This is a genomic window from Streptomyces sp. NBC_01707 (assembly GCF_041438805.1).
GTDB lineage: Bacteria > Actinomycetota > Actinomycetes > Streptomycetales > Streptomycetaceae > Streptomyces.
Map to the genome: position 1 here is coordinate 9,552,205 of NZ_CP109190.1, position 25,342 is coordinate 9,577,546.

At 67.1% G+C, this 25,342-nt stretch carries 28 protein-coding genes and 4 pseudogenes; 15 read left to right on the forward strand and 17 right to left on the reverse strand.

The genetic code is table 11. The features are described 5' to 3' along the window. Positions 1 to 10: 10 nt before the first annotated feature. Positions 11 to 193, reverse strand: coding sequence for a hypothetical protein (locus OG963_RS42695; protein WP_371800229.1), 183 nt, complete (start codon positions 191 to 193; stop codon positions 11 to 13). Between the two features lie 39 nt (positions 194 to 232). Between OG963_RS42695 and OG963_RS42700 the strand changes: the two genes are divergently transcribed. The 3 genes and pseudogenes from OG963_RS42700 (at position 233) to OG963_RS42710 (ending at position 1,568) form a co-directional block, all read left to right on the forward strand. After that, positions 233 to 991, forward strand: a complete 759-nt coding sequence (locus OG963_RS42700; protein WP_371800230.1) for an IS6 family transposase — start codon at positions 233 to 235, stop codon at positions 989 to 991. 79 nt (positions 992 to 1,070) lie between these two features. Next, positions 1,071 to 1,337 (forward strand): annotated as a pseudogene (locus OG963_RS42705) (lamin tail domain-containing protein); the annotation flags it as partial. 102 nt (positions 1,338 to 1,439) lie between these two features. After that, positions 1,440 to 1,568 (forward strand): hypothetical protein, encoded by a 129-nt coding sequence (locus OG963_RS42710; protein WP_371800231.1) that lies wholly within the window; start codon positions 1,440 to 1,442, stop codon positions 1,566 to 1,568. A gap of 261 nt (positions 1,569 to 1,829) precedes the next feature. Here the strand turns inward: OG963_RS42710 and OG963_RS42715 are convergent, their stop codons facing one another. The 3 genes from OG963_RS42715 to OG963_RS42725 all read right to left on the reverse strand — a co-directional run bounded on the left by OG963_RS42715 (position 1,830) and on the right by OG963_RS42725 (position 5,017). Beyond that, positions 1,830 to 2,030 (reverse strand): DUF6243 family protein, encoded by a 201-nt coding sequence (locus OG963_RS42715; RefSeq protein ID WP_371800232.1) that lies wholly within the window; start codon positions 2,028 to 2,030, stop codon positions 1,830 to 1,832. Positions 2,031 to 2,050: 20 nt separating this feature from the next. Next, positions 2,051 to 2,389: a hypothetical protein gene (locus tag OG963_RS42720; RefSeq protein WP_371800233.1), complete on the reverse strand. Its 339-nt coding sequence runs from the start codon at positions 2,387 to 2,389 to the stop codon at positions 2,051 to 2,053. A 747-nt stretch (positions 2,390 to 3,136) separates the two neighbouring features. Continuing rightward, complete coding sequence (locus OG963_RS42725) at positions 3,137 to 5,017, reverse strand: TerD family protein (protein WP_371800234.1); 1,881 nt, start codon at positions 5,015 to 5,017, stop codon at positions 3,137 to 3,139. Between the two features lie 307 nt (positions 5,018 to 5,324). Between OG963_RS42725 and OG963_RS42730 the strand changes: the two genes are divergently transcribed. Next, on the forward strand, positions 5,325 to 6,923 hold the full coding sequence (locus OG963_RS42730; protein ID WP_371800235.1) for an ISL3 family transposase: 1,599 nt from the start codon (positions 5,325 to 5,327) through the stop codon (positions 6,921 to 6,923). A gap of 9 nt (positions 6,924 to 6,932) precedes the next feature. Here OG963_RS42730 and OG963_RS42735 read toward each other — a convergent pair whose 3' ends face one another. The 5 genes and pseudogenes from OG963_RS42735 to OG963_RS42755 all read right to left on the reverse strand — a co-directional run bounded on the left by OG963_RS42735 (position 6,933) and on the right by OG963_RS42755 (position 9,902). Then, positions 6,933 to 7,208 (reverse strand): hypothetical protein, encoded by a 276-nt coding sequence (locus OG963_RS42735; protein WP_371800236.1) that lies wholly within the window; start codon positions 7,206 to 7,208, stop codon positions 6,933 to 6,935. Positions 7,209 to 7,376: 168 nt separating this feature from the next. Next, positions 7,377 to 8,483 carry a hypothetical protein gene (locus tag OG963_RS42740; protein ID WP_371800237.1) on the reverse strand — a complete coding sequence of 369 codons (1,107 nt, stop codon included), beginning with the start codon at positions 8,481 to 8,483 and terminating at the stop codon, positions 7,377 to 7,379. A gap of 210 nt (positions 8,484 to 8,693) precedes the next feature. Further along, positions 8,694 to 8,948: pseudogene (locus OG963_RS42745) on the reverse strand (SMI1/KNR4 family protein); the annotation flags it as partial. A gap of 149 nt (positions 8,949 to 9,097) precedes the next feature. Then, positions 9,098 to 9,595: pseudogene (locus OG963_RS42750) on the reverse strand (transposase); the annotation flags it as partial. A gap of 145 nt (positions 9,596 to 9,740) precedes the next feature. Next, the gene (locus tag OG963_RS42755) at positions 9,741 to 9,902 is read right to left on the reverse strand and encodes a nitroreductase/quinone reductase family protein (RefSeq protein WP_319741070.1); all 162 of its coding nucleotides are present in this window, start codon (positions 9,900 to 9,902) and stop codon (positions 9,741 to 9,743) included. Between the two features lie 132 nt (positions 9,903 to 10,034). Here OG963_RS42755 and OG963_RS42760 point away from each other — a divergent pair, with 132 nt between their 5' ends. From OG963_RS42760 to OG963_RS42790, 7 genes are all read left to right on the forward strand, one after another. Beyond that, positions 10,035 to 11,372 carry a hypothetical protein gene (locus OG963_RS42760; RefSeq protein WP_356476056.1) on the forward strand — a complete coding sequence of 446 codons (1,338 nt, stop codon included), beginning with the start codon at positions 10,035 to 10,037 and terminating at the stop codon, positions 11,370 to 11,372. Positions 11,373 to 12,036: 664 nt separating this feature from the next. Next, a complete protein-coding gene (locus OG963_RS42765; RefSeq protein WP_371800238.1) occupies positions 12,037 to 12,837 on the forward strand; it encodes a polymorphic toxin-type HINT domain-containing protein in 801 nt (266 codons plus the stop codon). Continuing rightward, positions 12,759 to 13,118 (forward strand): hypothetical protein, encoded by a 360-nt coding sequence (locus tag OG963_RS42770; RefSeq protein WP_371800239.1) that lies wholly within the window; start codon positions 12,759 to 12,761, stop codon positions 13,116 to 13,118. Before OG963_RS42765 ends, OG963_RS42770 begins: the two co-directional genes overlap by 79 nt. A gap of 35 nt (positions 13,119 to 13,153) precedes the next feature. Next, complete coding sequence (locus tag OG963_RS42775) at positions 13,154 to 13,921, forward strand: transposase (protein ID WP_371800240.1); 768 nt, start codon at positions 13,154 to 13,156, stop codon at positions 13,919 to 13,921. 243 nt (positions 13,922 to 14,164) lie between these two features. Then, the gene (locus tag OG963_RS42780; protein WP_371800241.1) at positions 14,165 to 14,551 is read left to right on the forward strand and encodes a hypothetical protein; all 387 of its coding nucleotides are present in this window, start codon (positions 14,165 to 14,167) and stop codon (positions 14,549 to 14,551) included. A gap of 280 nt (positions 14,552 to 14,831) precedes the next feature. Continuing rightward, positions 14,832 to 15,047 (forward strand): hypothetical protein, encoded by a 216-nt coding sequence (locus OG963_RS42785; protein WP_319741066.1) that lies wholly within the window; start codon positions 14,832 to 14,834, stop codon positions 15,045 to 15,047. A 110-nt stretch (positions 15,048 to 15,157) separates the two neighbouring features. After that, positions 15,158 to 16,258, forward strand: a complete 1,101-nt coding sequence (locus OG963_RS42790) for an integrase core domain-containing protein (RefSeq protein WP_319741065.1) — start codon at positions 15,158 to 15,160, stop codon at positions 16,256 to 16,258. Here OG963_RS42790 and OG963_RS42795 read toward each other — a convergent pair whose 3' ends face one another. Then, entirely contained in the window at positions 16,259 to 16,567 is a 309-nt protein-coding gene (locus OG963_RS42795) for a hypothetical protein (RefSeq protein ID WP_371800242.1), read from the reverse strand. Between the two features lie 225 nt (positions 16,568 to 16,792). Between OG963_RS42795 and OG963_RS42800 the strand changes: the two genes are divergently transcribed. Continuing rightward, positions 16,793 to 18,148: a capsule biosynthesis protein CapZ gene (locus tag OG963_RS42800; RefSeq protein ID WP_319741063.1), complete on the forward strand. Its 1,356-nt coding sequence runs from the start codon at positions 16,793 to 16,795 to the stop codon at positions 18,146 to 18,148. A gap of 9 nt (positions 18,149 to 18,157) precedes the next feature. On the opposite strand, the gene OG963_RS42805 is transcribed toward OG963_RS42800, so the two are convergent. Beyond that, positions 18,158 to 18,547, reverse strand: a complete 390-nt coding sequence (locus OG963_RS42805; RefSeq protein WP_319741062.1) for a hypothetical protein — start codon at positions 18,545 to 18,547, stop codon at positions 18,158 to 18,160. Positions 18,548 to 18,553: 6 nt separating this feature from the next. On the opposite strand from OG963_RS42805, the gene OG963_RS42810 reads away from it, so the two are divergent. Beyond that, complete coding sequence (locus OG963_RS42810) at positions 18,554 to 18,754, forward strand: hypothetical protein (RefSeq protein WP_319741061.1); 201 nt, start codon at positions 18,554 to 18,556, stop codon at positions 18,752 to 18,754. Between the two features lie 316 nt (positions 18,755 to 19,070). On the opposite strand, the gene OG963_RS42815 is transcribed toward OG963_RS42810, so the two are convergent. Continuing rightward, on the reverse strand, positions 19,071 to 19,262 hold the full coding sequence (locus tag OG963_RS42815) for a hypothetical protein (protein ID WP_319741060.1): 192 nt from the start codon (positions 19,260 to 19,262) through the stop codon (positions 19,071 to 19,073). A gap of 742 nt (positions 19,263 to 20,004) precedes the next feature. Here OG963_RS42815 and OG963_RS42820 point away from each other — a divergent pair. Continuing rightward, positions 20,005 to 20,430: pseudogene (locus OG963_RS42820) on the forward strand (transposase); the annotation flags it as partial. A 20-nt stretch (positions 20,431 to 20,450) separates the two neighbouring features. Here the strand turns inward: OG963_RS42820 and OG963_RS42825 are convergent. After that, entirely contained in the window at positions 20,451 to 20,600 is a 150-nt protein-coding gene (locus OG963_RS42825) for a hypothetical protein (protein ID WP_319741059.1), read from the reverse strand. Then, positions 20,600 to 20,824: a hypothetical protein gene (locus OG963_RS42830; protein WP_356476044.1), complete on the reverse strand. Its 225-nt coding sequence runs from the start codon at positions 20,822 to 20,824 to the stop codon at positions 20,600 to 20,602. The genes OG963_RS42825 and OG963_RS42830 overlap by 1 nt, the downstream gene beginning before the upstream one ends. A gap of 229 nt (positions 20,825 to 21,053) precedes the next feature. On the opposite strand from OG963_RS42830, the gene OG963_RS42835 reads away from it, so the two are divergent. Beyond that, positions 21,054 to 21,260 carry a hypothetical protein gene (locus tag OG963_RS42835; protein ID WP_319741057.1) on the forward strand — a complete coding sequence of 69 codons (207 nt, stop codon included), beginning with the start codon at positions 21,054 to 21,056 and terminating at the stop codon, positions 21,258 to 21,260. A gap of 455 nt (positions 21,261 to 21,715) precedes the next feature. Here the strand turns inward: OG963_RS42835 and OG963_RS42840 are convergent, their stop codons facing one another. The 3 genes from OG963_RS42840 to OG963_RS42850 form a co-directional block, all read right to left on the reverse strand. Then, positions 21,716 to 22,972, reverse strand: coding sequence for a M20 family metallopeptidase (locus OG963_RS42840; protein ID WP_371800243.1), 1,257 nt, complete (start codon positions 22,970 to 22,972; stop codon positions 21,716 to 21,718). Then, positions 22,969 to 23,724, reverse strand: a complete 756-nt coding sequence (locus OG963_RS42845; protein ID WP_319741055.1) for a TRIC cation channel family protein — start codon at positions 23,722 to 23,724, stop codon at positions 22,969 to 22,971. Before OG963_RS42845 ends, OG963_RS42840 begins: the two co-directional genes overlap by 4 nt. A gap of 92 nt (positions 23,725 to 23,816) precedes the next feature. Beyond that, positions 23,817 to 25,342: Helicase associated domain protein (locus OG963_RS42850; protein ID WP_371800244.1), on the reverse strand; the 1,526-nt coding region annotated here is incomplete at its 5' end.

The window sequence follows — 25,342 nt, forward strand, 5'->3', positions numbered from 1 at the left end:
CGACGGGCCTCTATCCCGCCGACCCACCTGCCGGGTCCTCTGCGCCGTCGACGACCGAGCGAACGCACCTCATCCAGTCCTCCCAGGCAGCGGCGTCCGTTGTCCTGCCGTCCGCCTCGATGCCGATGTCGCCCAGGAGCGTGAGCAGGTCGTCCCCGGCGCGGTTCGCGAACTGCCACACGAACCGCGACATGGCTACGAAGGGCGCTGTCACGTTGGCTGACCGGGTGGGATGATCTTCGTGTTGATCACGCTGGGGAGGGGATCGCTGGTGTCGTCTGTGCCGCCGTCGTACAGGGGGCACCGGTACCCGGTCGAGGTGATCTCCCATTGTGTGTGGCTGTACTTCCGGTTCTCTCTCAGCTTCCGTGAGGTGGAGGAGCTGATGTTCCAGCGCGGCGTGATCGTCTCCCACGAGACCATCCGCCGCTGGTGCCGGAAGTTCGGCCAGGCCTACGCCAACGGGCTGCGTCGCCGCCGGCCCCGGCCCGGCGACAAACGGCACCTGGACGAGGTGTTCATCAAGATCAACGGCGAGCTGAAGTATCTGTGGCGGGCCGTCGACCAGGACGGCAACGTCCTCGACATCCTCGTCCAGAACCGACGGGACAAGGGTGCGGCCAGGCGGTTCTTCCGCCGTTTGATGAAGAGGACCCGGACGGTGCCGCGGGTGATCGTCACGGACAAGCTGCGTTCCTACGGCGCCGCCCACCGCGAGGTCCTGCCCTCGGTGGAGCACCGCTCGCACAAGGGCTTGAACAATCGGGCCGAGAACTCCCACCAGCCGGCCCGGCAGCGTGAACGGGCGATGAAGGGCTTCCGCAGCGTTGGTGGAGCGCAGCGGTTCCTGTCCGCGTTCAGCGGCATCTCACCTCACTTCCGCACCCGGCGACATCTCCGCACCGCCGCCGACCACCGCTTCGAAATGACCATCCGCTTCACCATCTGGGACCAGATCACCGGCGCCACGGGCCTGCCCACCGCGGCCTGAGCACCAGCCCGGAACGCGGCCCCACCATGCCCCGACACACCGTCAGGCACCCACGCACCCAACAACGTGACAACACCGCTACGTCGTCAAGGACGCCGCCGGGAACCGGTTCACGTTCCCCGCGAACCACTACCTGCAGCCCGGCGACTACGTGAAACTCCGGGGCGGCAACGGCACCGACTCCGACGCCAAGAACGTCGTCTACCGCGACAACTGCAACTTCATGTGGAACAACGGCAAGGACACGATCTACCTCTACAAGCCCTCCGGCGCCCGCGCGGACGTCCACTCCTACACGAAGAGCAAGAACGACCGCGACGGCAACGGCTACATCACCTACCACTGAACCCGCAGAGATCGCGGCCCCACCGCCTGGCGCGGTGGGGGCAGCGCGCTGCCTCCCACGCGGGAAGGGTGTGCTTGCCGAGTTGTGCGCCCGCATCGGGGTGTGCAAGAGACGCTCTACCTGGACTTCGCTTCCAAGGACGGCCTCGTGGAGAGCGTGCTGGAAGCGCGCAGCGAGCGGGACAACGCGTGGCTGGCCGAGACCTTCGCGGCCGCCGGCGTCGACCAGTAGTTGCCTTCGCGTTGGTAGTGCTCGCGGGCGGCGGTGAGGTGGAGTGCCCATTTGTCGGCCTGCGTGCGGCGCGGGGGCGGCTTCTCGTCTTCGGTGGCGGGCTTGATCCCGACGCGAGCGCCTGCCTACTCATGGTCGAGAGCTGAGCGGGACCGGCCGCGCCCGGTACGGCAGCAGAGCCCCGATACGGCAGCAGGACCCGGACCGCGCGTCGCGGTCCGGGTCCTGCCCCGTGCGGTGCCGCCCTGCGGCGGCGCTGCGTCAGCTCTGTGCGGTGTCGTCGCCCGCCTGCCCGACGCCCTCAGCTGCGCGTGCCTTCTCGCGCATCATGCGCACCAGCTCCGCCTTCTGGTCGGCTGCACCCTGGCGGTCGAGGTTGCGGTGCGGACCGTTGCTCTGCCGTTCGGCGCGGGACAGCTTGCATCCAGGTGGGGCCTGGCCCAGGTGTGCCAGGCCCCACATTGGCCAATACCGATGTGTTGTTACCCGCTGTTCCAGCGGGCCAGCTCGTCACCCTTGGCGGTATTGGAGAGCCAAACTGAACTACCGAGCTGCGGTGCCCAGTCGAGTCGGTCCAGGTCCGCAGTCACTCGGCGAACCTGCTCATCTACATCTCCAGTCCATGCTACAAAGCCCGTCTCCATCAATTCGCCGACCTCGATGAGACCGCTCGACAGCGCGTACCGCAGTAGCTCAACGAGGCGCTCCTGCCGTGTGCGACCTGCCGGATATTCGCCCGCGGCCCATAGCAACTGATCGATTGGGACCCAATCGTCGAGACCTTCGATAAGAACGTCTCTGAGGGCTTTCATCTCATTCATGGGGAAGGTGCACCTTCAAGTTCTTGCCACCGGATCCAGGCGTGATGTCGATTGTCCCGCCGCCCGACTTGGACGCGTTCCGCCACTGCATCACGGTGCCGTCCTCGAACCTTAGGTCCGCGTGCCCGCAATCTCTGTGCTCCCTGGGTCCAGGCGTCGGACAATTCGCGCATCTCCTTCTCTGTGGAGATCTGCCGAACGCCCCTGCTTGCCTGCCGCAAGGTTACCGAAGTCATCCGACCAGGACTTCCGGGTGTCGGATCCTGCATCGGCCGCGTCCTCAATCCGTTTGAATGATTTCGCCGACTTGACCACATCGCCGAGGGGGAACGTTGGCTGCGCCTGGCAGTGATCGCGCCCAGGGTCTTCAGTTCGGACCGAATACCCCGTCCGTTTGTCCGTGCCCCCTCAGGAGTAGGTCCAGCGCCATGCGTTCGCGCTGTAGGCGAACTTGATCTGCGTGCCGTCGGCGGTGATTGTCAGGGCTCCGTGATTGCTGGGGGGGGAGGTCTGTGAAGAGGCCGGCGCCGGGGCGCCGCCCGGTCCTCGCACGTTCTGTTCTCACGGGCCGTCGGGTTCAAGATGTTTGGTGGATCAGATGCTGCCGCATGGTGACGCGTTTCCTCGAGGTTCGCGTGTGGTGTTGCAGCAGTGGTGGCGCGCGGTGAGAAGCTACCGGGTGTCTCGATATTCCGCTTGGGCGTCGGGGAGGACGACTTGGAGCGCCTCGACAGTCGGGTGGGGTGGTTACTCGATGTCGACTCCGTGTGCGCGGGCGAGTGCGTCGAGGCCGTCGGCCCAGCCTTGCCCGATGGCCCGTAGTTTCCAGATGGGTTGGCCGTCCGTGTGGTGGCGGTAGAGCTCGGCGATGACCATGGCGCGGATGTGGGGATCTGCTGGGGGCTGGAAGGTCCAGGCGGTGCCGGTGGCGCAGTCCATGTGGAGCGTCGCGTGGGTGAGGGCGGCGCAGGTCAGGCCGGTGTCCACGTCCATGTTGATGGAGACGACGACGCGTTGGACGTGTTCGGGCAGGGCGGTGAGGTGTATGGCGGCTTTCTCGGTGACGTGGGGGCCTTCGGCCTGCTTGCCCAGGAGGCGGGCCGCGCCGTTGGCGGCAGAGGGCTGGTTGTAGAAGACGAAGTCCTGGTCGTCGGCCACGCGGCCGTCAGTGCCGGTCAGGAAGAGGGTCAGGTCGGCGTCCGCTCCGGCGAAGGTGAACGCGATGAGCATTCCTTGCCAAGCCTCTTCCGGCAGTATCACTGTCTGGCCGGGGATGAGAGACGTGGGCGGCGCGTGGTGCGGTTGCGGGGTGGCCGGGTTCGGAGGCTGGGGTGCGATCGGTGAAGTCGCCGTGTCGCTCTGCCATTCCGCGAAAGTGCGGATCCGGTACGGATCGGCACCTGTGGCCGGCGTACGACTACCTGGCGTGTTGTTGGCACCGAGTCCGATGTCCAGGTCGGCCAGGGAAGGTTCTGGTGTGTCCGGGTCCTCTTGGGCGTGGTCGAGGAGGTCCTGGAGTCCGGTGGTGCGGCTGATGTCGAGCGGCTTGATCGTGCTGGAGAAGTTTCCGGAGGCCGTCGTGGTGACCGAACACGCCACGTCCTGCCCGATGTCCAGGAACCGCAGGGCGTCCTCGGGTTCGTGCCAGGGTGTCGACTCGACGGCCTGGCGGGTCCAGCGCCCGTAGGCCACGAAACCGAGGAGCTGGGTGTCAGGGAGGCGGGTGAGAACAGCGAGATCGATGGCAGCGATGCCGGGTGCGGTGGCGAATCCTTCCTTGAGGGTGGCGATGATGTTGGAGCCCATGGAGGTGAGCCACCACAGGGTCCGGTCTCGCTTGGTGAGGTTCTTGAGAGTGGGGCGCCCGCTGGGCGTGAGGCCCGGGGTCTGGGTGGGCATCGCGTCGAGGTCCTGCTGGCGCATGACGACCGACAGCACCGAACCGTCGACACCGACCGCGCACCCAGCAGCCGGATTGTCGGAGAACGCGGTGTTCACTGCCTCGCAGACGGTCTCCTCGTCGTTCGCTACGAGCGCCTGCCACCAGTGTTCCGCCTCGGCGCACAGCGATGCGTGCGCGGCATGCAGACGTGCCTGTTCGGCGGACAGGAAGGAGGGCGCCTCCAGAGCCGCACGGGACTTGGCCGCGCTGCGTTCGGCGCGGGCGAAACGGCCCACTTGCTGCAGATGGAACGCCTGAGCCTCAGCTTGCGCCCAGGGCAGGCCCAGCGGGGGAGGCCCAGGCACGACGGGCTGGCGCGCCATCGGGAAGGACTGCAGGTGCACACTGGTCATCTGCCGGCGAAGCTCGGTCAACTGGGCAATAGCCGCATCTCGCTGAGCATCTTGCTGTGCCCGCTCCGCCTGCCGACGTGCCCGGTCGAGCTGCGCCGCCGAAGGCGCCACGGCCCTGGGGCGCGAGGCCGTGCGGCGGGTACTCGTACCGCGTCGGCTGCCTGCGCCGCGCAGCGAACTGGAGGCGTAGAAGGGGCCGAGGCCGGACGAGATGCGGGTTCCGCCGCTGCCGACGCTGATGCGTGCCGCGCGGGGACCGACCGACGTACGTACACCTCGTGTTGAGACCCGCACACTCATTCCCGGCACACCGACCCGGAAGCCAAACCCCATGGCAACTCCTTCTTTCCTCAAGGAGTCTGCCACCGAACTCGCCCGCACCGACTGGGAACGCCGCAGGGCCAGCCTCGACGACTCGCGGAGAGTTACGCAGCGTCATGCCAGGGCTTGTTCGCGGCCCAGTGCTGGACCCAGCCGGCAAAGCCAGGTTCAGCGGTGGTTGACTTTGTGCACGAGATTGGGCTCTGGTCCACTTGGTGTGGTCGCGTACGCAGCGTGACTGTCGATCTCATCGGATCGGCGGCTGAGATAGCCCGAAAATCGCCCGGCCGGTGTGCGGTGTGGTCGACAGTGCTGCGCCGTGAACGAAGTACGGCTGCAACTCGAGGAGTTGCTGTTCTCCTCGGTGGAGAACGTGTTGGTGGAGTCGGTCGTGACGACCGACATGGCCGTCCGGGTGGAGGCAGTGAGCACGGTCCGGCAGGCGCCCTGTCCGGGCTGTGGGAGCTGGTCAGAACGAATACACGGTTCCTATCTGCGGTTTCCTCACGATCTACCGACGGCGGGCAAGTCCGTCGTCGTGGCACTACGGGTGCGCCGGTTCGTCTGCGCAGCGAGCTTCTGTCCACGCAAGACATTCGTCGAGCAGGTACCGGGACTGACCCGCCGGTTCGGCCGGCGGACGGAACGGCTGCGATCAACGCTCGTCTCGGTCGGCCTTGCGCTCGCGGGGCGGGCCGGGGCCCGCATGACAGACGTCTTTGGGACGCCAGTCAGCCGCAACACCCTGCTGCGGCTGATCGCCTCGCTTCCGGATCCGCCCACGGCCACGCCCCGCGTGCTCGGGGTAGATGAATACGCCCAGCGCAAGGGGCAGAACTACGGAACCGTGCTCGTCGACGTCGAGACACGTCGTCCGATCGATCTCCTGCCCGACCGGGAGGCCGACACCCTCGCGGCCTGGCTCGCCGAGCGCCCCGGCATCGAGATCGTCTGCCGCGACAGGGCCCCGTTCTTCGCCGACGGCTCCACCCGCGGCGCCCCACAAGCCCTGCAAGTCGCCGATCGGTGGCACCTTTGGCACAACCTGGGCGAAGCCACCGAGAAGTGCGTCTACCGGCACCGCAATTGCCTGCGCCCCACACCGGAACAGCCCCGGGAGCTCCAGGAGGAGCCGGAGTCAGCCGCCTCGTCGCCCTGGCCCACAGGGCACCGCTTCGCCGAACGTACTCGCGCCAAGCACGCCACCATCCACGCGCTCCTCGCCGCCGGGCACAGCAAGCGGTCCGTCGCCCGGCAGCTCGGCATGACGCTCAACACGATCCTGCGCTTCTCCCGCGCCGCCACCCCGGAGGAGATGTTCACCGGACAGTGGCAAAACCGTCCGACCACGCTGGACGCCTACAAGCCCTACCTCGATCAGCGTTGGCAGGAAGGATGCACCAACGCCTGGAAACTGTGGGAGGAGATCAAGGAACAGGGATATCCCCGGGGTTACGCCGGGGTCCGTGCCTACGCAAGCAGGAACCTCCGCGGCAAGCCCCGACCGGTCGGCCCTCGTCCACCCTCGGCCCGTTCCGTCACACGCTGGCTCCTCACCCACCCCGACGCCCTGCCCGAAAGTGACCGGATCCAGCTCAAGGCCGTACTGGCCAACTGCCCTGAACTGGCCGCGCTCTCCGAGCACGTGCGCTCCTTCGCTCGCATGGTCACCGAGCTGGAGGGCGAGCGTCTGCCGGAATGGATCACATCCGCCCGCGCTGCCAGCGACCTGCCCAGCCTCAGCCGGTTCGCTCAGCACCTCGAACGTGACCTCAACGCGGTCATCGCCGGCCTCACGCTGCCCTGGAACTCGGGCGTCGTGGAAGGACACGTCAACCGGATCAAGATGCTCAAGCGTCAGATGTTCGGCCGCGCAGGATTCGAACTCCTCCGCAAACGGGTCCTGCTCTACGCATAGGGACGCAGGTCAGGAGTCTTCCTCGACGAGGCCGAATCCCTCGGGGAAGGCCAGCAAGAATTCGCGACGCGATGGGTCCTTCTCCTCCGAAGCCATCGAGCCGAGCAAATCCATGAACTCACTTCGCTGATCAACCGACAGATGGGACACCAGAGCGGCAACACCCTCCAGGACCCTCACCGCGTCATCCGGGTCCATCTGCTCGTCCTCGCACCCTTCGACGAACCAGAGAACGTCGACCAGCGCCTCGGCCAGAGCACATGTCAGCGACGGATACCCGGACACAGCACTACCTCTTCCAGAGACTGATAGAGCACGGTCATCCCACCACACGCCACTGACATCACCGCCGGTGAGCTCTCCACAACAAGTGGGCCAGAGCCCGAGATTGGACAGCAGATGTCGACCACTTTGGGAGGCACGAGAGTCTGTTGCTGTTCGATTGCCGGACGGCTAGAAGAGGCCGGCCGAGGTGCTCTGCGTGAGGTTCTCGAGGATCGTGTGCAGCCACGGGCTGCGCACGGCTGGTAGCCGGACCAAGGTGTGTTGGAACGTTCCCCGGTCGGCCCGGAACAGGTGGTTGGGGAGCAGCGGGAGCGGGTCGTCGCGGAGGAAGTCTTGGGCTATGCGGCCCGACGTGGGAACCGGCAAGCTCGGTTCGGGAGAGACCAGCCACAGCCACACCCCCAGCGGCAGGGACACCAGGTATGCCGGTGCGGTCGGGTCGGCAGGGGTCCAGGTCCGGCCCGTCTGGGGATGGACGGGGGCGAGGAGGATGTCGACGTCCGCCTCCGGGGAGGGCTGTCCCGGTCCGGCCAGGACGGCGCGCCGCTTCAGGGTGCCTGCCGGCAGCAAGGCGTCGAGGGCGCGTTGGAACATGTCCGCGGTCAGGCCGTCCGGGACCTTCACCGGCTGCCCCTCGGAGGCGATCAGCAGGTGGGCGAGCGCCTGGCCGGCTGCCGCCTCCCACTGCGGACTCCACGACCAGTAGTGGTTCGGCCCCAGCCGTCCTCCCCACGTGGCGATCGGCTCGAACGGGGGCGTTTTCTCCCCCTTCTCTGCCAGCTCCGCCCAGGAGAGGGGCGCGGCGTGGATATCGTCGACGGGAACGCGGTGCACGACGTCCGAGCCGAGTCGCACCATCTGCCAGAGTGAGCAGTCGTCGACCCTGGTCGCCACAGGGAGGTCGCATGCCTCGCAGGCCATGTTGGGCCCGTCGGCCCCGTCGAGCCCACAGCACGCACCGCCACGCTTCTCAGGAATCAGCCGGGTTCCACGGATATCACCGGGCGCAATGACACTTGCCCCGGGCGTGCCGTCGGACAAGGCATGGACTGGCGCGTAGATGCCGCGTGCCTCAGCCTCGCCCGGACCAAGCTCGTCCCACAGCCGCCACGGCCCTCCCCAGGGATCCGGGTCCACAGCAAACGTCCCTGACTCCATGAGCACCGGAAGCTGGGCTCCGTTCCCGTACTGCTGACGGGCGTGGACCGGCAGTGAGACCTGGGACAGCGGGATGGTCAACTCGACACCGCATCCCGCACACACAAAAACGAACAAACTTCCTCCGGCTGGGAAACAGACGCATCGTCGCAGCTCACCGGCGGGCGGCCAACATATTTTCTCATCCGCTACGGGAACGGCACCTGCCACCGACGTGGAGTATCAACGCAGCGCGAGCAGGTGCCAGCCGCCGCCTCGGAACACGGCAAGCGACTCACTCGGTGTTCGAATTCCCGGTGTGCTGCGGTGCCTCCCGAAGTGGTGAACATCTGCTGCCCATTCACGTGAACAAAGCCAGGTGGTGAACCCGAATTGCTCGCCGAAGGGGACAGCGCCGACGTCGGTGATCAGCCAGACGTGCCCTCGGTGAGGTCCGGTAACGATGAGATGCCAGTTCATTGCGCACCCGTCGGTGCCGAGCACGATCGAGCCGTGGTTGCAGACCTGCTCGAGGATCTCGTCGGCATCTTCGAACTGGTCCGAGTCGTCCTCCCACATCCATAGCACGGTCAGCGGGAACGGCTAGGAGCGTGGGTCAGTAACGAGCAAGCGGCGTGCTGGCCGTGATCGATGGAATTGCTCGCGGTCGCCCCCGCCGGCGCTTGTAAAGCGGTGGTTGGGGCCCTGCCCGTCGCATGTGCGGCCCGGTAGGGCGGTGACTGCCCGGCTGGTCAGCTGGCGAGGGTGGCGAGTCCGGCGGTTCCGGCGTGTCGGAAGATCTTGCGGAGGTTGTGGCAGGCGGCCAGCAGTCGCCACTCGCCGCGGGCCCCGTCCTCGCCGCTCAGGAGGAGTTGGCGGCCGTTGTGGCAGGTCATGATCTGGCCGAAGACGGGTTCGACGATGGCCTTGCGGCGACTGTAGGCGGCCTTGCCGGGTTTGGTCCTCAGTTTGCGGGCCATGCGTTCCCTCAGTGTGGCGTTCGCCGGGATGCGTCCGCGGGGTGCGGGCGGTATTTGTTCGTCGTGGGCCAGGCGGCCGGTGGCCATGAACGTGTCGGTCCCGCAGGCAAGTTGGCGGTCGTTCGCGGCCTGCAGGTTGGTCTCGGAGCAGTACCCGGCGTCGACCAGTGCCTGCTTGGGGTGGACGCCGGTGTTCTGGGCGCACTGGTCGAGCATCGTGGTGTAGTTCAGCGCGTCCGAAGGGTTGGTCGTCACATCGGCGGCAGTGACGCCCCTCCGGGGGCGCGGTGCAGCTGACGGCCCGCCGGCTCCGAGACCGGATCGAGGCCGGGCCTGCAAGGACGTCGCCAGTGGGGGTGCGCTGGCAACCCAGAGGTGGCCGTGGGGGTAATGAAGGCTCATGGCAGAGGGCGGATTACCCCGGCCGCACGCACCAACGCGACACGGGAATGCGACGTCCGACCCGCTCCTGGAACCCTGCGAAGTAGGGCGCGTGCTCCAGTTGCTGGGCGCGGAGCCGCTCGCGCTCCGCGCCTTCGATCTCGGCCGCCGTCAGGTCGTACGTCTCGCTGCCCACGTGACCGGTGCGGCCGGTCGAGTGCCCGGGTGGCGGCATCAGTGTGGGACGGCCATGCCCGCAGGGGTGTCGAGGCCGGGGCCGGGCAGGTGGCGCCTACGGTGCCGGTCAGCCTCAGCCTCTGGAGACACCATGAAGCTCGTACCGAGCGCCGGCCGTACCTGCGCTGCCCTGGCCCTGGGCGTTGTCATCCTGCCCGCCACCCCCGCACATGCCGCCCTCGCCAGACCCGTCCATGCCATCGCCTGCGATGCCGAGGCCCTCAAAGACGCCATCGACGCCGCCAACACCGATGGAGGCGGCACCATCCAGCTGGCCCGCAGATGCACCTACACACTCACCACAGCAGACAACACCGGCCTCAACGGCTCGAACGGCCTCCCGGTCGTCACCACCCCCATCACCCTCGAAGCCGGCAAGAACACGATCATCGAACGCGCCGCCGACGCACCCGCGTTCCGTATCTTCGAAGTCTCCGGCCCCGCGGGCGCCCTCACCCTCGACGGCACAAACCAAGGCCGCTACCGCGGCGACCGCCCGGACCCCTGGAACACCGCCAACGCGCTCCTCACCAGCATTGACCGCGACCACCCCGGCGACCGTGACCAGGCTTGCCGGAACGGCTCAGGCCTGACCGTCCGGGGTGGGAACAGCACCGGCAACGGGGGCGCCGTCTTCGTCGACGACAACCGCAGCCTCACCCTTCACTGCATCACCCTCACCAACAACACCGCGGCAAACGGCGGCGCCATCCACAACCAGGGCACCGCCGACCTCCGCGCCAGCACCTTCAGCAGCAACTCCGCCGGAACTGGTTTTGGCGGCGCCATCAACAGTCAGAACGGCAAGCTGAACCTCACCGCATCCAAGCTCGACCAGAACACCGCGGGCAACGGGGGAGCCGTCAACCTTGACGGAGGGTCCGCGACGATCAGCAAGAGCCTGATCGAGGACAACACCGCCCAAAACGCCGGCGGCACCTATGCTTCCAACACGACGTTGGACATCGACGACAGCATCATCCAGCACAACACCGCCGCCTCCATCGGCGGCGGCCTGGCCACCACTTCCGGCGGCTCCGTACATCTCCGGCACAGCTCCATCAGCGAGAACACCGCCACCCAGGCCGGCGGCTTTCAGGACCAAAACCACGCGGTGATCGAAGACAGCAAGGTCAACGGAAACTCCGCCGCTACTGGCGGCGGCATTGTGGTGATCATCGGCGACATGACCATGCGCCGCAGTCAGGTCAACGAGAACCGGGCAAGCACCTCCATTGGCGGCGGCATCGTCAACGTCAACAACCTGACACTCACCGACGTCGAAGTAGCCCACAACACCGCCAACCAACCCGCAGGCGGTATCTACAACAGCGGCACCGTCACCACCAACGGCCAAATCAACATCACCGACAACACCCCCACCAACTGCGCAGGCAGCGCCAACCCCGTGCCCAGCTGCTCCGGCTGACGACCACACCGGAAGGCCCACTCCCACACCAGTAGCCCCGCCGCACGGCGACACCGACCGCGATTTTCCCCTCGAGGAAGCCACGGACATCAACGCCCTCATCGGTTGGCTCGACCCCGACGCCACGGCGATCGCCGTGGCGTCGGGGTCGCCACGTCCTTGCTGCGCCCCATCGAACGCGGGGAGCAGATCGCGCACGCCGGGGTCGAATCGCCCGCCGGAGGCTCTGCAACATGAGTGCCTGGGACCGAAGCGTCACAGCTGTCGCCGGAGCCGCGTTGCTGTCACCGAGTGGATAGCAGCAGGCCGCGTCGTCAGCTCCTCTTCCAGCGGAAGAAGAGCTGCTCGCACGCGGAGGACCGATTGGGCTGAGAAGCATCCAGGCGCCGCTCGGTGTGCCGTGACGTTGCTGTGCAGCGGGTGTTCGACGACGTCCCCCCACCACAAGGAGCCGGGCTACTGAGCCGCCAGCACCCGTGTCCGCGGCAGGGGCGGATAGGGCAGGGAGAAGGCATGCGGGCGCCGTCCACATCGTTCCCCCTGGGTCACAGCGTTGGGCGCGGCGTGCATAGCGACACGTCGGACGCGGAACTACGTGTGTTGGCCGCAGCCGCACTCCCACCGCCCAGTACGCAGGTGAAGCGAAGGGGGAACCCTACAAGTCGTGTGGCAAATCAAACCCGGTGACCGCGTTGAGTCCGCCGAGCCCGGAAACGGCAAGCACCAAGGTCCCCGCACCGTCACCGCACAACTTGTTCACCATGACCGCGACCTCGTCAATGTGACGATCCGTCGTAACAACGGTCATACCGCCGTCCTGCACACCACCTCTCGCCATCCCTTCTGGGACGCCACCCTCCACGCTTGGGTCCAGGCCGGCGATCTCACTTCAGGCCACGCGCTCACCACCGCAACGGACCGTCACATCCGCATCGTCAGCGTGCAGGCGTTGACTGGGGCGGCAGACATGTACAACCTGACTGTCGCCGACCTCCACACGTACTATGTGCTCGCGGGGACCACGCCGGTCTTGGTGCACAATACCTGTGGCCCGACGAATTCAGCCCAGGCTGGCTTGCCTATCCACGCGCAGCCGACCAGGTTTTACGCGAGGGCTGGAGAGATGCTGGAACGAGTTGCCGGAAACCCGACAACTCACGAGCAGATGTACGGCAGTGTAGATGCTGGACATGGGGGAGTGTCGGCACTCTCAAATGAAGATCTGATTCGGTTCGGAGGTCCTAAGACTTGTCCCGTAAGTGATGATCAGGACAGGTGGGGCAAGGTGCAGTGGCAAGATGACAGCCTCGACCATCCTGAGAGGCCATCGTCGTGCCCACGCCTGCCGACTACCTCGCACTGGCGCATGCCGAGAGAGACAGCGTTGTGCTGCAGCGTCTCGCGCAATGTCCGTACCCCTTCGTCTGGCAAGCCCTGGCCGCCAATCCCCACACCCCGCCCGTAGCCCTCCAGGAACTGAGCACGGCCCGAGACAGCGTCTGGAACGACAACAAGCTCCTTCGCCTGCTGGCAGAACATCCCGGCGCGAACCCCGTCGTTCTTCGAGCTGTCCTCCATGCCGTTGCCGCGAAGCTCGAGGAGGGCGAACGGCCCTACGCCGCCGCGCTTGCTCTCGCAGACCGGCTGGAGCTTGAGGTGGACGAGGTGAGGAAGCTCGGGACCCTCCGTGGGGCCTCTGCCCGCCTACGTCACCTGCTTGACCTGCGGCTGAGCGTCCGTATTTGAGTCATCTCTTTGTTCACGGGTGAGATGATCTTGGTATGGCTGGTGTGATCACGACGTCGGAGCCGTCTTGGATAGCCCCGTTCACCGGGCTGAGCCCCCGCCTATTCGGGAAGTTGGTAGCGGTCCTGCGGCGTGAGGGTGCGGATGCGGTCCGCAGGGGCCGGCCGTGGAGTCTGCCGCTGGAGGACCGGGCACTGCTGGTCGCGGCCTACTGGCGCACGAACCTGACCATGCGCCAGCTGGCCCCGCTGTTCGGGGTTTCCAAGTCGGCGGCGGACCGGATCATCGATCACCTCGGGCCGATGCTCGCCCTCCGGCCCCGCAAGCGGTTCGCGAAGGACACGGTGCTGATCGTTGACGGCACCCTCGTGCCCACCCGCGATCACACTGTCGCCGAGCAGTCGAAGAACTACCGGTACTCCACCAATCATCAGGTCGTCATCGACGCCGACACCTGCCTTGTCGTGGTGGTCGGGCGGCCCCTGCCGGGCAACCGCAACGACTGCAAGGCGTGGGAGGAGTCCGGTGCGAAGGCCGCCGTCGGCACGAGCGTGACCATCGCCGACGGGGGCTATCCGGGCACAGGGCTCGTGATGCCCCACCGGCGCCGCAAGGGCGAGGAGCTGCCTGACTGGAAGCAGGCCCACAACAAGTCCCACAAACAGGTCCGCGCCCGCGTCGAGCACGTCTTCGCCCGCATGAAGACCTGGAAGATTCTCCGCGACTGCCGCCTCAAAGGCGACGGCGTCCACCACGCCATGCTCGGAATCGCACGGATGCACAACCTCGCCCTCGCCGGATAGACCACCCAGCTGTACAGCAGCCCACCATGCCCGAGGCCGCTCAGAGATCATTTACGGGACAGCCCTTAGCGGGCAGGAGCCCATTACGGGATTCAGAGAGTATGCGCCGGGTGACGATATCAGGCTCCCGGGGTCGCGGTTGAATATCGTCGATGGAAACAATCGTACGGCGGAAATCGCTAATCGAGTTCTTTCTGGTCGAATGGATCCAAATACGCTTATCGAGATGATGATAGGAGGGCAATGAACGTCGTTGCGGTGCGACTAGACGCTCCGGTGCACTTCACTGCGTTTGTGCTGCGCGGAGATGAGGAGTCCGCTGAGCGGGTATGGGTCTGCGTCCGCGCGGCCGAATCGGCGCCTGCGGTTTCATGGCTCGGATGTTGGAGCAGGGAGCCGCAACCTTCTCTAGATGAGGTCAAGAAGCTTCTTCGGCTTCTCTCTCAGTCGATCAGCTCGGGGGTGGTGATTGGCCCTTACGGCCCGGCCCTGGGTGCGATTGAGCAGTTCCAGTCCTGGGATTCATGGGGGCCTGGAATTCCTCGCCCGATCCTCGGTCGTCGCCCCTGGGCGTTGCAGGCTGGACACTCGCTGAATGAAGTCTCCGTCGATGACTTGAATCTGGACTGAGGGACTCGCCAGCGATCCGTCAATTGGTGGTTTATCGCAGTCTGAGAGATACCAAGGGGCCCCACCGGATTTTCCTTCCGGTGGGGCCCTTTGCGTGCCTTGACGGCAGTAGTTGACGGCAACGTCAGCGGACGGGTGTTGCACAAAGCGGCGGTGCGCCTGCCGAATGCTCATCCGCGCTGGTGGGCGCCGGTGTGCACGGTGTAGGCGATGTCCACGGCGGTCGCTTGAGCCAGTGCCCTCGCGTGGGTTGTCGATCACCACGGCATGATGATCGACCATGCTGCTTCGACTGGCTTACCTGGGCATGGTGAACGCGTTCGCCATGCTGCGCCTGCTACCGATGAGCGATCGAGAGAAGGACGCGGAGATCCTCGCCCTGCGCCATCAGATCACGGTCCTGGAACGCCAACTGGGCGAGAAGAGGGTGCGGTTCACCCTGAAAGATCGGGCATTCCTGGCGGCGCTACTGCACCGACTCTGCGGGTGCCGATAAATCATCCGGCCAGGTCAGGAGCTTGATCGTCGATGACATGGTCCGCTGCTACCGCGCAGTTCGCCCGTGTTGTTCACATGGATGGCGGTCGGGCGGCATCATGATCTGCCGTGCTGCTGCGCCTGGCCTACCTCGCCGTGACCAACACCTTCACGCTGCTGCGGCTGCTGCCGATGAGCGAGCGGGACAAAGACATCGAGATCCTCGCGCTGCGGCACCAGATACTGGTCCTGCAGCGCCAAGCCGGCAAGGCCGCGTTCACCAACACCGACCGCGCGCTGCTCGCCGGCCTGCTCCAGCACCTTCCGATGGACAAGCTGCGCCAACTCCCGCTGCTGGTACGCCCGGACACGATCTTGCGCTGGCATCGCGACCTGCTCAAACGGCGCCACGCCGCGATCTGCGCACCGAAGCGGCGCGGACGCCCGCCCACGGTCCGATCCATCCGCACCCTGGTCATTCGCCTGGCACGCGAGAACAGCTCTTGGGGGTACCGCAGAATCCACGGTGAGCTCGCGGCGCTGGGCATCAAGGTCGCAGCCTCCACCGTCTGGGAAACCCTCCGCGAACACGGCATCCCACCCGCCCCGGAACGCCAGAGCACTACCTGGGCCGACTTCCTGCACAGCCAGGCGGACGCGCTGCTCGCCTGCGACTTCTTCGAGACCCGCACCCTGACCGGGGCGCGCCTGTACGTCTTCGCCGTCATCGAGCACGCCGGCAGGCGCATCCGGATCCTTGGCGCTACTGCGCATCCGACCGCAGCTTGGGTGGTGCAGTTGGGACGCAATCTCGTCATGGACCTGGAGGACGCGGGCGCAAGGGCGACGTCCTTGATCCGTGACCGGGACTCGAAGTTCACCGCGGCGTTCGATGCTGTGTTCCAGGATGCGGGCCTGCGCGTGGTGACCTGTGGCATCCGAACGCCTCGCATGAACTCCATCATGGAGCGCTGGGTACAGACCTGCCGACGCGAGCTGCTGGACCACACCCTCATATGGAACCAGCGCCACCTACTCCACGCCCTATCCGAGTTCGAGTCGTTCTACAACGGCCATCGACCGCACCGGACCCTGCACCAAGCCGCTCCGCTCCGCCCCTTGCCCGAACCGACCAACAATCCAGGACAGATCGCAGCCCTGGACATCCACCGACGAGATCGGCTCGGCGGAACCCTCCACGAGTACCTGCCGCCTGAGCTGGACGGATGATTAATCGGCACCCGCAGTGCCGGCCCAGAAGCGGGTGTCGTCGGAGATGTAGGGCCAGAGCTTCGGCCAGAGGTCGCGGATGTTGTCGAGCGTGTGCGGCTCGGCGCTGATGGCGGTGTAGACCCCGAAGAGTCCGATGGCCAGGGTGTCCGCCTTCTCGGTCGCGAGCTCCTTGAAGAACACCGCCGTCTGCGCCAGGTAGGTGCTGTCCAGCCTTGCGGCCTGGACGTTGACTACCAGCTTGTTGATCCCCCGGGGCGGTGCGGCGTGCCAGCGCACCAACCCGGGCCGGAAGGGGCTGACCAGCACCGTTGCGCCCTGTGACGACGGGGACCGGGTCACCGCCCGGCCAGGTCTCCGGCCACTGCCAGGCACCCCTTCGGGCTCGCGCGAAGCGGCACCGCGATGGCGCGATGGACTGCCATACGATTGTCGCTTCATTGACTGCGAACCGTCGTCCTCATCGGCGCGCACCGCCGCCGGCCGTGACCCGGCGACCGGCCTACCGGAGGGCGCTCGGAAACGGGAGCGAGAATGATATCTGGAGCCGTCGAGGACACCCACGCGCCGGCGGAGGCCCTGCGGGCGGAGTTAGCGCGCCTCGACCGCCGCGTGGCCGAGCTGGAGGCGGAGCGCCGCAGGTACGCGCACGGCTCCGGCTCCCTCACTCTCGATGAATTCCTCGAACCGGTCCGTCTCTCGCGCCGGGCCTGGGACCTGCGGCGGGCGAGCGGGGAGCCGCAGCGCAAGGTGATCAAGGTAGTCCGGCCGTCCGCGGTGACGCTGCCCCTCTCCTCCCTCTTCCGCCGGGAGCCGCCGCGCAAGCCGGAGGACCGGCAGCCCGAATACCTTGAGCAGTTCGACGCCCGCACCCTCTTCTACGACGCCTTCCAGCACGGCGACGACGTGTGGCTGAGCGGCCCGCCGGTGAGCAACCTCAAGGCGCCGCTCAGCAACGGGGCCTGGCGCGTCGACGGCGTCGACGTCACGGGCGACCTCGGTCTCCGCGACTGGGGCCGCACGCAGCGCTCGGTGATCGCGGGGGCCGGTGCGGGCCGCGAGCTGTCCTTCAGCCTGGGGAACGACAGGTTCAGCGCGGACATCGCGCCGAACGAGTCGGACCTCTTCGCCGGGCAGCGCACGATCATCACGAAGTCCAAGGACAACGACCTCGTCTGGATCCAGGACTTCCTGCGCTACTACCACCTCGTGCACGGGGTGACCGGAATCGTCTTCTACGACAACAATTCCACGCGCTACACCCCGCAGGACGTCGCCGACGCCATCGCGGAGGTGGACGGGATCACCACGGCCGTCGTCGTGGACTGGCCCTTCCCCTTCGGCCCGCAGGGCGGCCCCAACAAGATCTGGGACTCGGACTACTGCCAGTACGGGCTCCTGGAGCACGGCCGCTTCCGCTATCTATCCCAGGCGGCCGGTGTGATCAGCGCGGACATCGACGAGCTGATGCTCGCCGATGACGGCCGGTCCGTCTTCGATCACGCCGCCGAGTCGGAGACCGGCGTCGTGATGTTCTCCGGCTACTGGATGGCCAAGGCGACGCGCACCCCGATGGCCTCCGACCGCCAGCGCCGCTTCACCGACTACCACCACCGTTCCAAGGGCACGACGACGGTGAAGTGGGCGGCCCTGCCGGGCGTCGTGGACGAGATGACCACGCAGTGGCGCGTGCACAGCGTCGCAGGCTCGGGAACCGTGAAGACCGACAAGATCCACCACCGGCACTTCGCGGGTGTGAACAGCGGCTGGCGTTACGACCGCTCCGAGGGCGTCGCCCAGCCGGACGCCCACGTCTACGACCCACGCATGAGCCGCGTCCTCGACCTCGTCTTCGGCTCCAGCCCTGAAGAAGTCCGGGGCACCTGGTAGCCGCCCGCCTCACCCCGGCAGGTTCCTCCCCGCTCGCCCGCGCGCCCGGAGCAGCACGCAGGCCAGCGCGCACAGCGCGGCGCCGCACCAGAAGGTGCCGCTGTAGCCGGTCCGGGCGGCGACGAGGCCGGTGAGGGCGCCGGCGAGAAGCTGGGCGACGGGGAAGGTCGCCGAGAAGAGCGCGGCGGCGGTGCCCGCGCCGCCGGGGATCTCGCGCTGCACGAGGACCATGGGCAGGCTCACGAGCACGGCGGTCCACAGCGCGTTCGGCACCTGGAGGAGCAGCAGGGACGGGCCCGAGGCGGCGAACGGCAGGAGCGCGAACGGCGCCGCCCGGTGCTGCGGGCGCACGCGCGCCTCGGCCTTGCGCTGGCGACGGACCACCGCGGTATCGCTCAACGGGCCGTGGATACGTACCTCAACCCTGCCCACGCCGACCCCAGCCTCCTGCGCACCTTCAACCGACTGGGATTCGAGCATCCAGGGATGGACTTCCTGCGGTACGCCCCACTCCAGCGGCGGCTCGTGCGAATCTGGGGTGGGTTTCTCTCTGTCTTCGGACTCGCGTTCCTGGCCGCAGGCGTCGTACTCCTGGTTCGCGCCTGACCGCCGCTGTGCCAGCTTCGGAATCAGCGTGGCAGACCCCAGCGCGTTCCTTGACGGGATCTGACTCTCCGTAACCGCTCTACGGAATGTGTGCCAGAACCGAGTTACGAGAGCGCCCGCTGCTCAGTGGCGGGAGCACCATCTTCCCCGGGAGAGCGATGTCGCCGAGCGGCCCTGGACCGCGCCGACCACCATCCCCCTGCCCGCCCGCGACAACGTGCGCGCCCATCGGTCTCAGAGCCAACACCCCTGTTGCGAACTGCGCCTCGTCGGGCGTCAGGCGAGGAACCGTTGACGAGATCAATCTGACGCGCGCTCAGGCCATCCTGGCCAGACGGGCTGGCGCCGGGAAGCGCCAGATTCCGATACCCACGGCCGCCACGCCTGCGAGAGCGGAGGCCACTGTCGCGATCCGGCTTGCTGTCTCCCATTGCGACACGGCGAACACCCACCCCAAGGCGGTGACCACCACGCACGTCACGACCAACACCATGCGCTTCATCGTCATCCCGACATCGTCGCTCAGGCTGAGTCGGGGCGGGGTGCTTTGGCCGAGCCACCCATCGGCCGATGCGGCCTGCTGGCACCGCCTGGAAGACATGTGTCGTTGCCGAGATCACTGGCGGTGACAACGGCGAACCGGTGCTCACCGTCTCGTAGTACGGCCTGGACTGACCTGACGAGGTGCATGGAAGCTATGAGGCGTACGGGTTACCTGACTCATCAGTAATCGAGATTCCCTGCCAGAAGTTGACCCTCGCGCCGTTGCTTGACCCGACCCCCGGGGACGAGTCAAGGGGCGCTGCCTGTGCCGTGCCAGCAGTGCTCACGGCGCCCAAGAGGACCATGGACGGTACGGCAATCAGGGCGGCTGCCCTGATCTGCATGATGGTCTTGCGCTTCATCGGCTCCCCTAAAAATTCGTTGTCGGGCGCGCGCCCGGTGTGATCTTTAACGCTCTCGGAGCGATCCGGTCACTGTGGCCGTTGGCTATCGCGTCACTCGCAACCGTGCCCGCCCGGTGCCGACTGCATCTGATTCGAGGTTCAGAGACAGGCGCAGCGTCTTTTCCTCTTCGGGGGTGGGGCGCTGCGTGGTCCGTGTCGGTCGGTGGGGTGGTCCGCTGCGCTGCCCGTCCCACCGTGCTGCGTGCCGGGCCTGCGCTGCGCTTGGGCCCGGTCCGGGCGCTGCGCGCTCTCACGCACCTTCGGGCCCGACCGGCTCGGCTTTTGTCTGATGCTCAAGTGGCCTCGCGCCGTCTGGCCGGCTGGGCGATCGCCGACCACATGCGCGCGGATCTCGTGACCGACGCCCTGGCCGCGGCGATCCGCACCCGCGGCAGCAGCGCCGGATCGATCATGCGCACCGACCACGGAGCCCAGTACACGAGCAGGGCCTTCGCTGAAGCTTGCAGGTCAGCAGGGGTTCGGCGAAGCATGAGCTCGGTCGGGTCCAGCGCGGACAACGCACTCGCCGAGTCCTTCAACGCGACCTTCAAACGCGAGACCCTGCAGGGACGAAAGAGCTGGCCCAGCGAGCGCGAGGCTCGACTCGACGCCTTCAGATGGCTCCACCGCTACAACACCCGGCGCCGACACTCCCGCCTCGGACAACGATCACCGATCGCCTTCGAGAACGACTTCCACCCACCAACTACGCTGGCACCAGCCGCATAACCCGTGTTCAGGATTCGGGGTCAAGGCCCGTGGAGCTTGTCGCGGAGTTCTGCCAGTCCTTGGGGATCGTTGGCGAGTTCCGGGGAGACGACTGCGTAGCCGGGGCTGCCGTCAGGGCCGGGCATGTCCACGACCTGGTGATCCATGCGGCCGGTCGTCACGATTGCCATCACGATGAGGACCTCTTTCTAACCTCGTCCGTGAAGTCGTTGCGGTCACCGGCTTCCAGGAAGCCGTCGTGGCCGTCGGCGAGCAGCTGGATCATCTCGTGCACGGCCTCATGCAGCGTCTCGAACTGCTCTGGGGGCATCCGGGCCCTGACCGACTCCAGGTAGAGCGCGACCTTCGCGATCCGGTCCTGCGGCGTCTCATCTGCATGGTTGTCGTCGTTCATCTACACACCCTGGTCCGGTAGATCCCGCGCGTCCAGCCCCCCATGCTCTTGCCGTGCGACCTAAGCCAGTTGCCGCCATCGTGATGCCTCTGTAGGTCGCATCCTCGATGATTCCGGCCAGGGGTGCGCTTTGCCGCCAATGATCGGCAACCGGGCCACTCTCGTAGCGGGCTCGCGCTACACAAGGAGGGCGGATGACGCTCTCTTGTGCGACGGGGGGACTGGTCGGGTGCTGACGATCAATGTGGCGGTGCTGCTTGCTGTCATTGTCGTTCTGCGGCTGCGCCGTCGGACACAGGCCAGAAGCCGGTTGGACGAGAAGTTCACCGTGGTCATCGTGCTGGCCTTCGGGGTGTTGATTGCGCCGACAGACTTCGGTCAGGGAGTTCTGAGCGTCCTGAGCCAGCTCGTGCAGGGCATCTCGCAGGCCGGCTGAGAAACCACGACCGGTCGGCGTGCGGCTGGCGGAGGTCGCCCGCCCACCGGTCGTGGGTGCCGCACAGGCACGGACAGGCCAGCAGCCGCCCACGGTAGAACGGGCGGTCTCGGCTGCGGAGGCCGCCGAGACTATCGGGATCCTGGCCCGCCTGCGTCGCACGTAGCCGCCGCGCACCGCGGTGAGGGTGTCAGATCCAGGTGCCTTGCAGGGCGCGGTGGTCGCCGGTGAGGGCGCAGTGGCGTGTGGCGAGGAGGGTGTCCACGGGGCAGCCGACGCCGGTGTACCGGGCGAGGACGGTGTCGGTGGCTTCCTGGTCGGACAGGTAGGCCGGGGCGAGTTCGAGAGCGGTCTGGCCCAGCTTTCCGCCGGCCGCGCCATCTCGTCGACCAGGCGCCGTCCCACTCTCATGTCAGTGGGGTGCCGTTCCGCGTCAGCGAGCGCCCGGGCTTGTGTCAGGTGCCGAGCCAGGCGAGGGCGGCTACGGTCATGGCGCTGACGCCGGTGTCCAGGGTGGGCTGGATGACGGGGGCGAAGGTCGGGCTGTGATTGACCGGGATGTCCTGGGCGATGGTGCCGTTCTTGGCGGCCTCGGCGTAGCGGCCGGGGTCGATGCCGCCGATTCCCCAGTAGGTGAACTGGGCGCCGAACGCCTTGGGGATCTCGCTCATGTCCTCGCTGGCGGTCTGCAGGTCGATGGTGTGTGCGTCGTCGCCGAAGTGGGCGGCGAAGGCGTCGGCGACGCGCCGGGTAGGCGCCTCGTCGTTGACGGTGGGCGGGAAGGATGTGGTCCGCTCGATCTCGGGTGCCTTGGGCGAGCGGGACGCCTCGCACTCGGTTTTGACGGTCCGTTCGATGGCGTCGAGGACCTGGGTGCGCGTGGCGTTGTCGTAGGTGCGCAAGTTGAGCTGGATGACGGCGCTGTCGGGGATGACGTTGGGGCCGGTGCCGGCGTGGATGCTGCCCACGGTGACTACGGCGGGGGTGGTGGCGGCCAATTCCCGGGAGACGATGGTCTGCAGGCGTACGACGATCATCGCGGCCAGGACCACGGGGTCGACCGCGGCCTGGGGCATGGAACCGTGCGCCCCTCGTCCGTGGACGGTGATGCGCAGGCTGTCCGCGGCAGACAGGAAGGACCCGGGGCGGGTGCCGACGTAGCCGGCCGGGTAGGGCAGGACGTGCTGGGCGAGCACCACGTCGGGCCTGGGCGACTTGGACGTCAGACCGTCGTCGATCATGGCGTCGGCGCCGTCGCCGTTCTCCTCCGAGGGCTGGAAGAGCACCACGAAGGTACCCCGCCAGGCGTGCTGGGCCTGAGCCATCAGCCGTGCGCAGCCGATCAGGCAGGTCACGTGCACGTCGTGCCCGCAGGCGTGCATGACCGGCTGCTCGGTGCCGTCCGGGCCGGTGGTGGTCACGGTGGAGGCGTAGGGCAGGCCGGTCTGTTCGCGTACCGGAAGGGCGTCCATGTCGGCGCGGGCCATGACCGTCGGGCCGTCGCCATTGGCCAGGACTCCGATCACGCCGGTGCCGCCGATGCCGGCGGTGACTTCGTAGCCGAAGGCCCGCAAGGCGTCGGATGCCTTCTTCGCGGTGCGGTACTCCTGCAGACCGAGTTCAGGGTGTCGGTGCAGGTCCTTGTAGATGTCCTCGAGGTCGGAGCGGATGCCGTCGAGGCCGGCCAGCACGGTGGGGGCACGGTCGGTCATGATGACTCCTTGGGCGGCTCGGACTGCTCTTCTCCCCCGGTTCGGGTGGCGGGATCGGAGCGGCGCCGCATCGTCGAGGCAAGTTTGGAGCGGGGCTGCCAGTCCAGACTGTTGGGCAGGTTCCAGTCGTAGTGCACGGCGGTGAGCCGGAAGACCAGGGCCAGGGCGATGCCCAGGCCGATGCCGACCTGGGGGACGCCGAGGTACGAGCAGAGCACCGTGACTCCGGCTACCGCGACGGCGACGGTGGCGTACAGGCCGTTGCGGCCCAAGACAGCTGGCACTCGGCCGAGGATGACGTCGCGCAGGGCGCCGCCGCCGACGGCGGTCAGGGTGCCCAGCAGGACGGCCGGAAGCCAACCCAGGCCGACCGCCAGCGTCTTGTTGGCGCCCGCGACTGCCCAGAACCCGATGACCGCGGCGTCGAGCGCGGTGAACAGCCGGTTCCAGGACTCCTCGCTGATCTTGATGAGGAACACCACCACGGAACCAACGACGGCGGTCAGCAGGTAGGCGTAGTCGGTCAGCGCGACCGGTGTGCCGTGCTGCAGCAGCACATCCCTGATCAAGCCCCCGCCCAGACCGGAGATGATGCCGACCACCAGGAACCCGAACAGGTCCAGGCCGGCCGTGCGGGCCACCGCACCGCCCAGCAGGGCGCACGAGAAGACGCCGGCAAGGTCCAGGTAACGCGTCGCGACATCAATCCCGTGCGAGAGCGAAGAAGCCGACATCGCGGGCATAGCGGACATAGGGTGAGCCTACTCGTGGCCCCGCCTTTGATCACCTGGACGAATAGCGGGACGGATAGCAGCAGGCTGATCGGGCGCGTGCTACAAGTCCTTCATGCCCAGTCGTATCCGAGGTTGGCGAGCTGTGCGAGTTGCTGGTCGGTGAGGCGGTCGCGGCGGCTCTTTTGGTTGCTGAGGAAGACGCCGAGGCGTACGGAGGTACCGTCGGGGAGTTCTTCGACGTGCTGCCTGCCAACCACGTGCTTCCCCTCTCGCGCAATGTATTGCTGGAGGGCTGCTACGCCCCGTGTGAAGGCGTCGGAGCCCTTCGCTGCCCCGGCCTTCACGTTGGCTCGCGCTGTGGCCTTCTGGGGTCGTGCAGCCGGTTTCACGCCCACCTCGCCGAGGCGGCGTTGCTGCTCGGTGTTCAGGCGTGCCCAGTCGCGGACCTGCCGTGCGAGCCAGCGTCCGATGTCGTCGCCGCGATGCGTCACCCCCGGCACGATCTCCTCGAGGCCAGCACCGCCGGCGAGGACCAGCTCGCGCAGGCCGGCCCAGTGGCGTTGCCAGTCGACGGTCCACCCCAACTGTCCTGGGTTCCAGTCGGGGTCGATCGCGGCGAGCTGCTCGGCACGCCGTGCCGCGCGCTCGGGGTCCTTGCCGAGTCCGCCTGGGCGTCGGAGGTTGGTGAGCCATTGCCCCACCGGTTTGTCGAGGGCGGTGGCGTGGCGGGGCGCGGCCAGGGTGCCGGCTTCTGCGTAGTACGCGCGGGCCGCGGCGAGGTTTTCGGCGAACGCGGTGTCGGCGGTGTCCCAGATCATGCCGAGTTCTTCCAGCTCGTCGGCCCGGGTGCTGGACATGGTCCCGGCCCGGTAGGACCGCCGTTGGTCGGACAGCCACCGGCCCAGTGGGTAGGCGTCTTCGGTGTGTTCGTAGGGCACGTCCAGGGAGCCCTCGCGGTCGAAGTAGCGGCGGGCGGTGTCGTAGCCGCGGGTCCAGTCCTGGCGTTCGGTGTCGAGGATCTGGAACTTGACCCATTTCGCGATCATCACGGGGTCTCTGGGGGCTGCGAACCGGAGCAGCAGCCGTGACTCCTCCTCACCCTCCTCCGGCTCCGGACCGATGTTCTGCGACGGATCAACGACCTGTTTCTGGTTTTCCTGCGGAATAGCGAGCATCTCAATGGCACGTTCATCGTGTGCCCGAAGCCCCTCAAGAACCTTCACCAAAGGGCGATACGAAGAAGACGTGAACATGTCTTCCGGCTGCTCACCCCGTGCCAGAAACACGGGTACGATCAGCGTCGCAATCTTCCCCTGCCCGGGTTTCTGACGCAACGCCCGGCCAATAGCCTGCACGATATCGACCGCGGACCCCTTGGGATCCAACAGGGCCACACTGTCCACCGCTCGAATATCCACACCCTCGTTCAGAACACGACAATTCGAAAGCACCGCACGCCCCGCCCTGCGCCCGAAATCAGCGAGCACGGAGCGCCTGTGGTCCACCTCGTGCTCACCGCTCAGCCAGTCCGCCCACACGTGTTCCGGGTACCGCTTCGGATCCGACGCATGCAGCCGCTGCGCCACCCGCGGCAGCCCCTCCGCGAACGCGGACGCCTCTATCGTGCGGTGGTGGA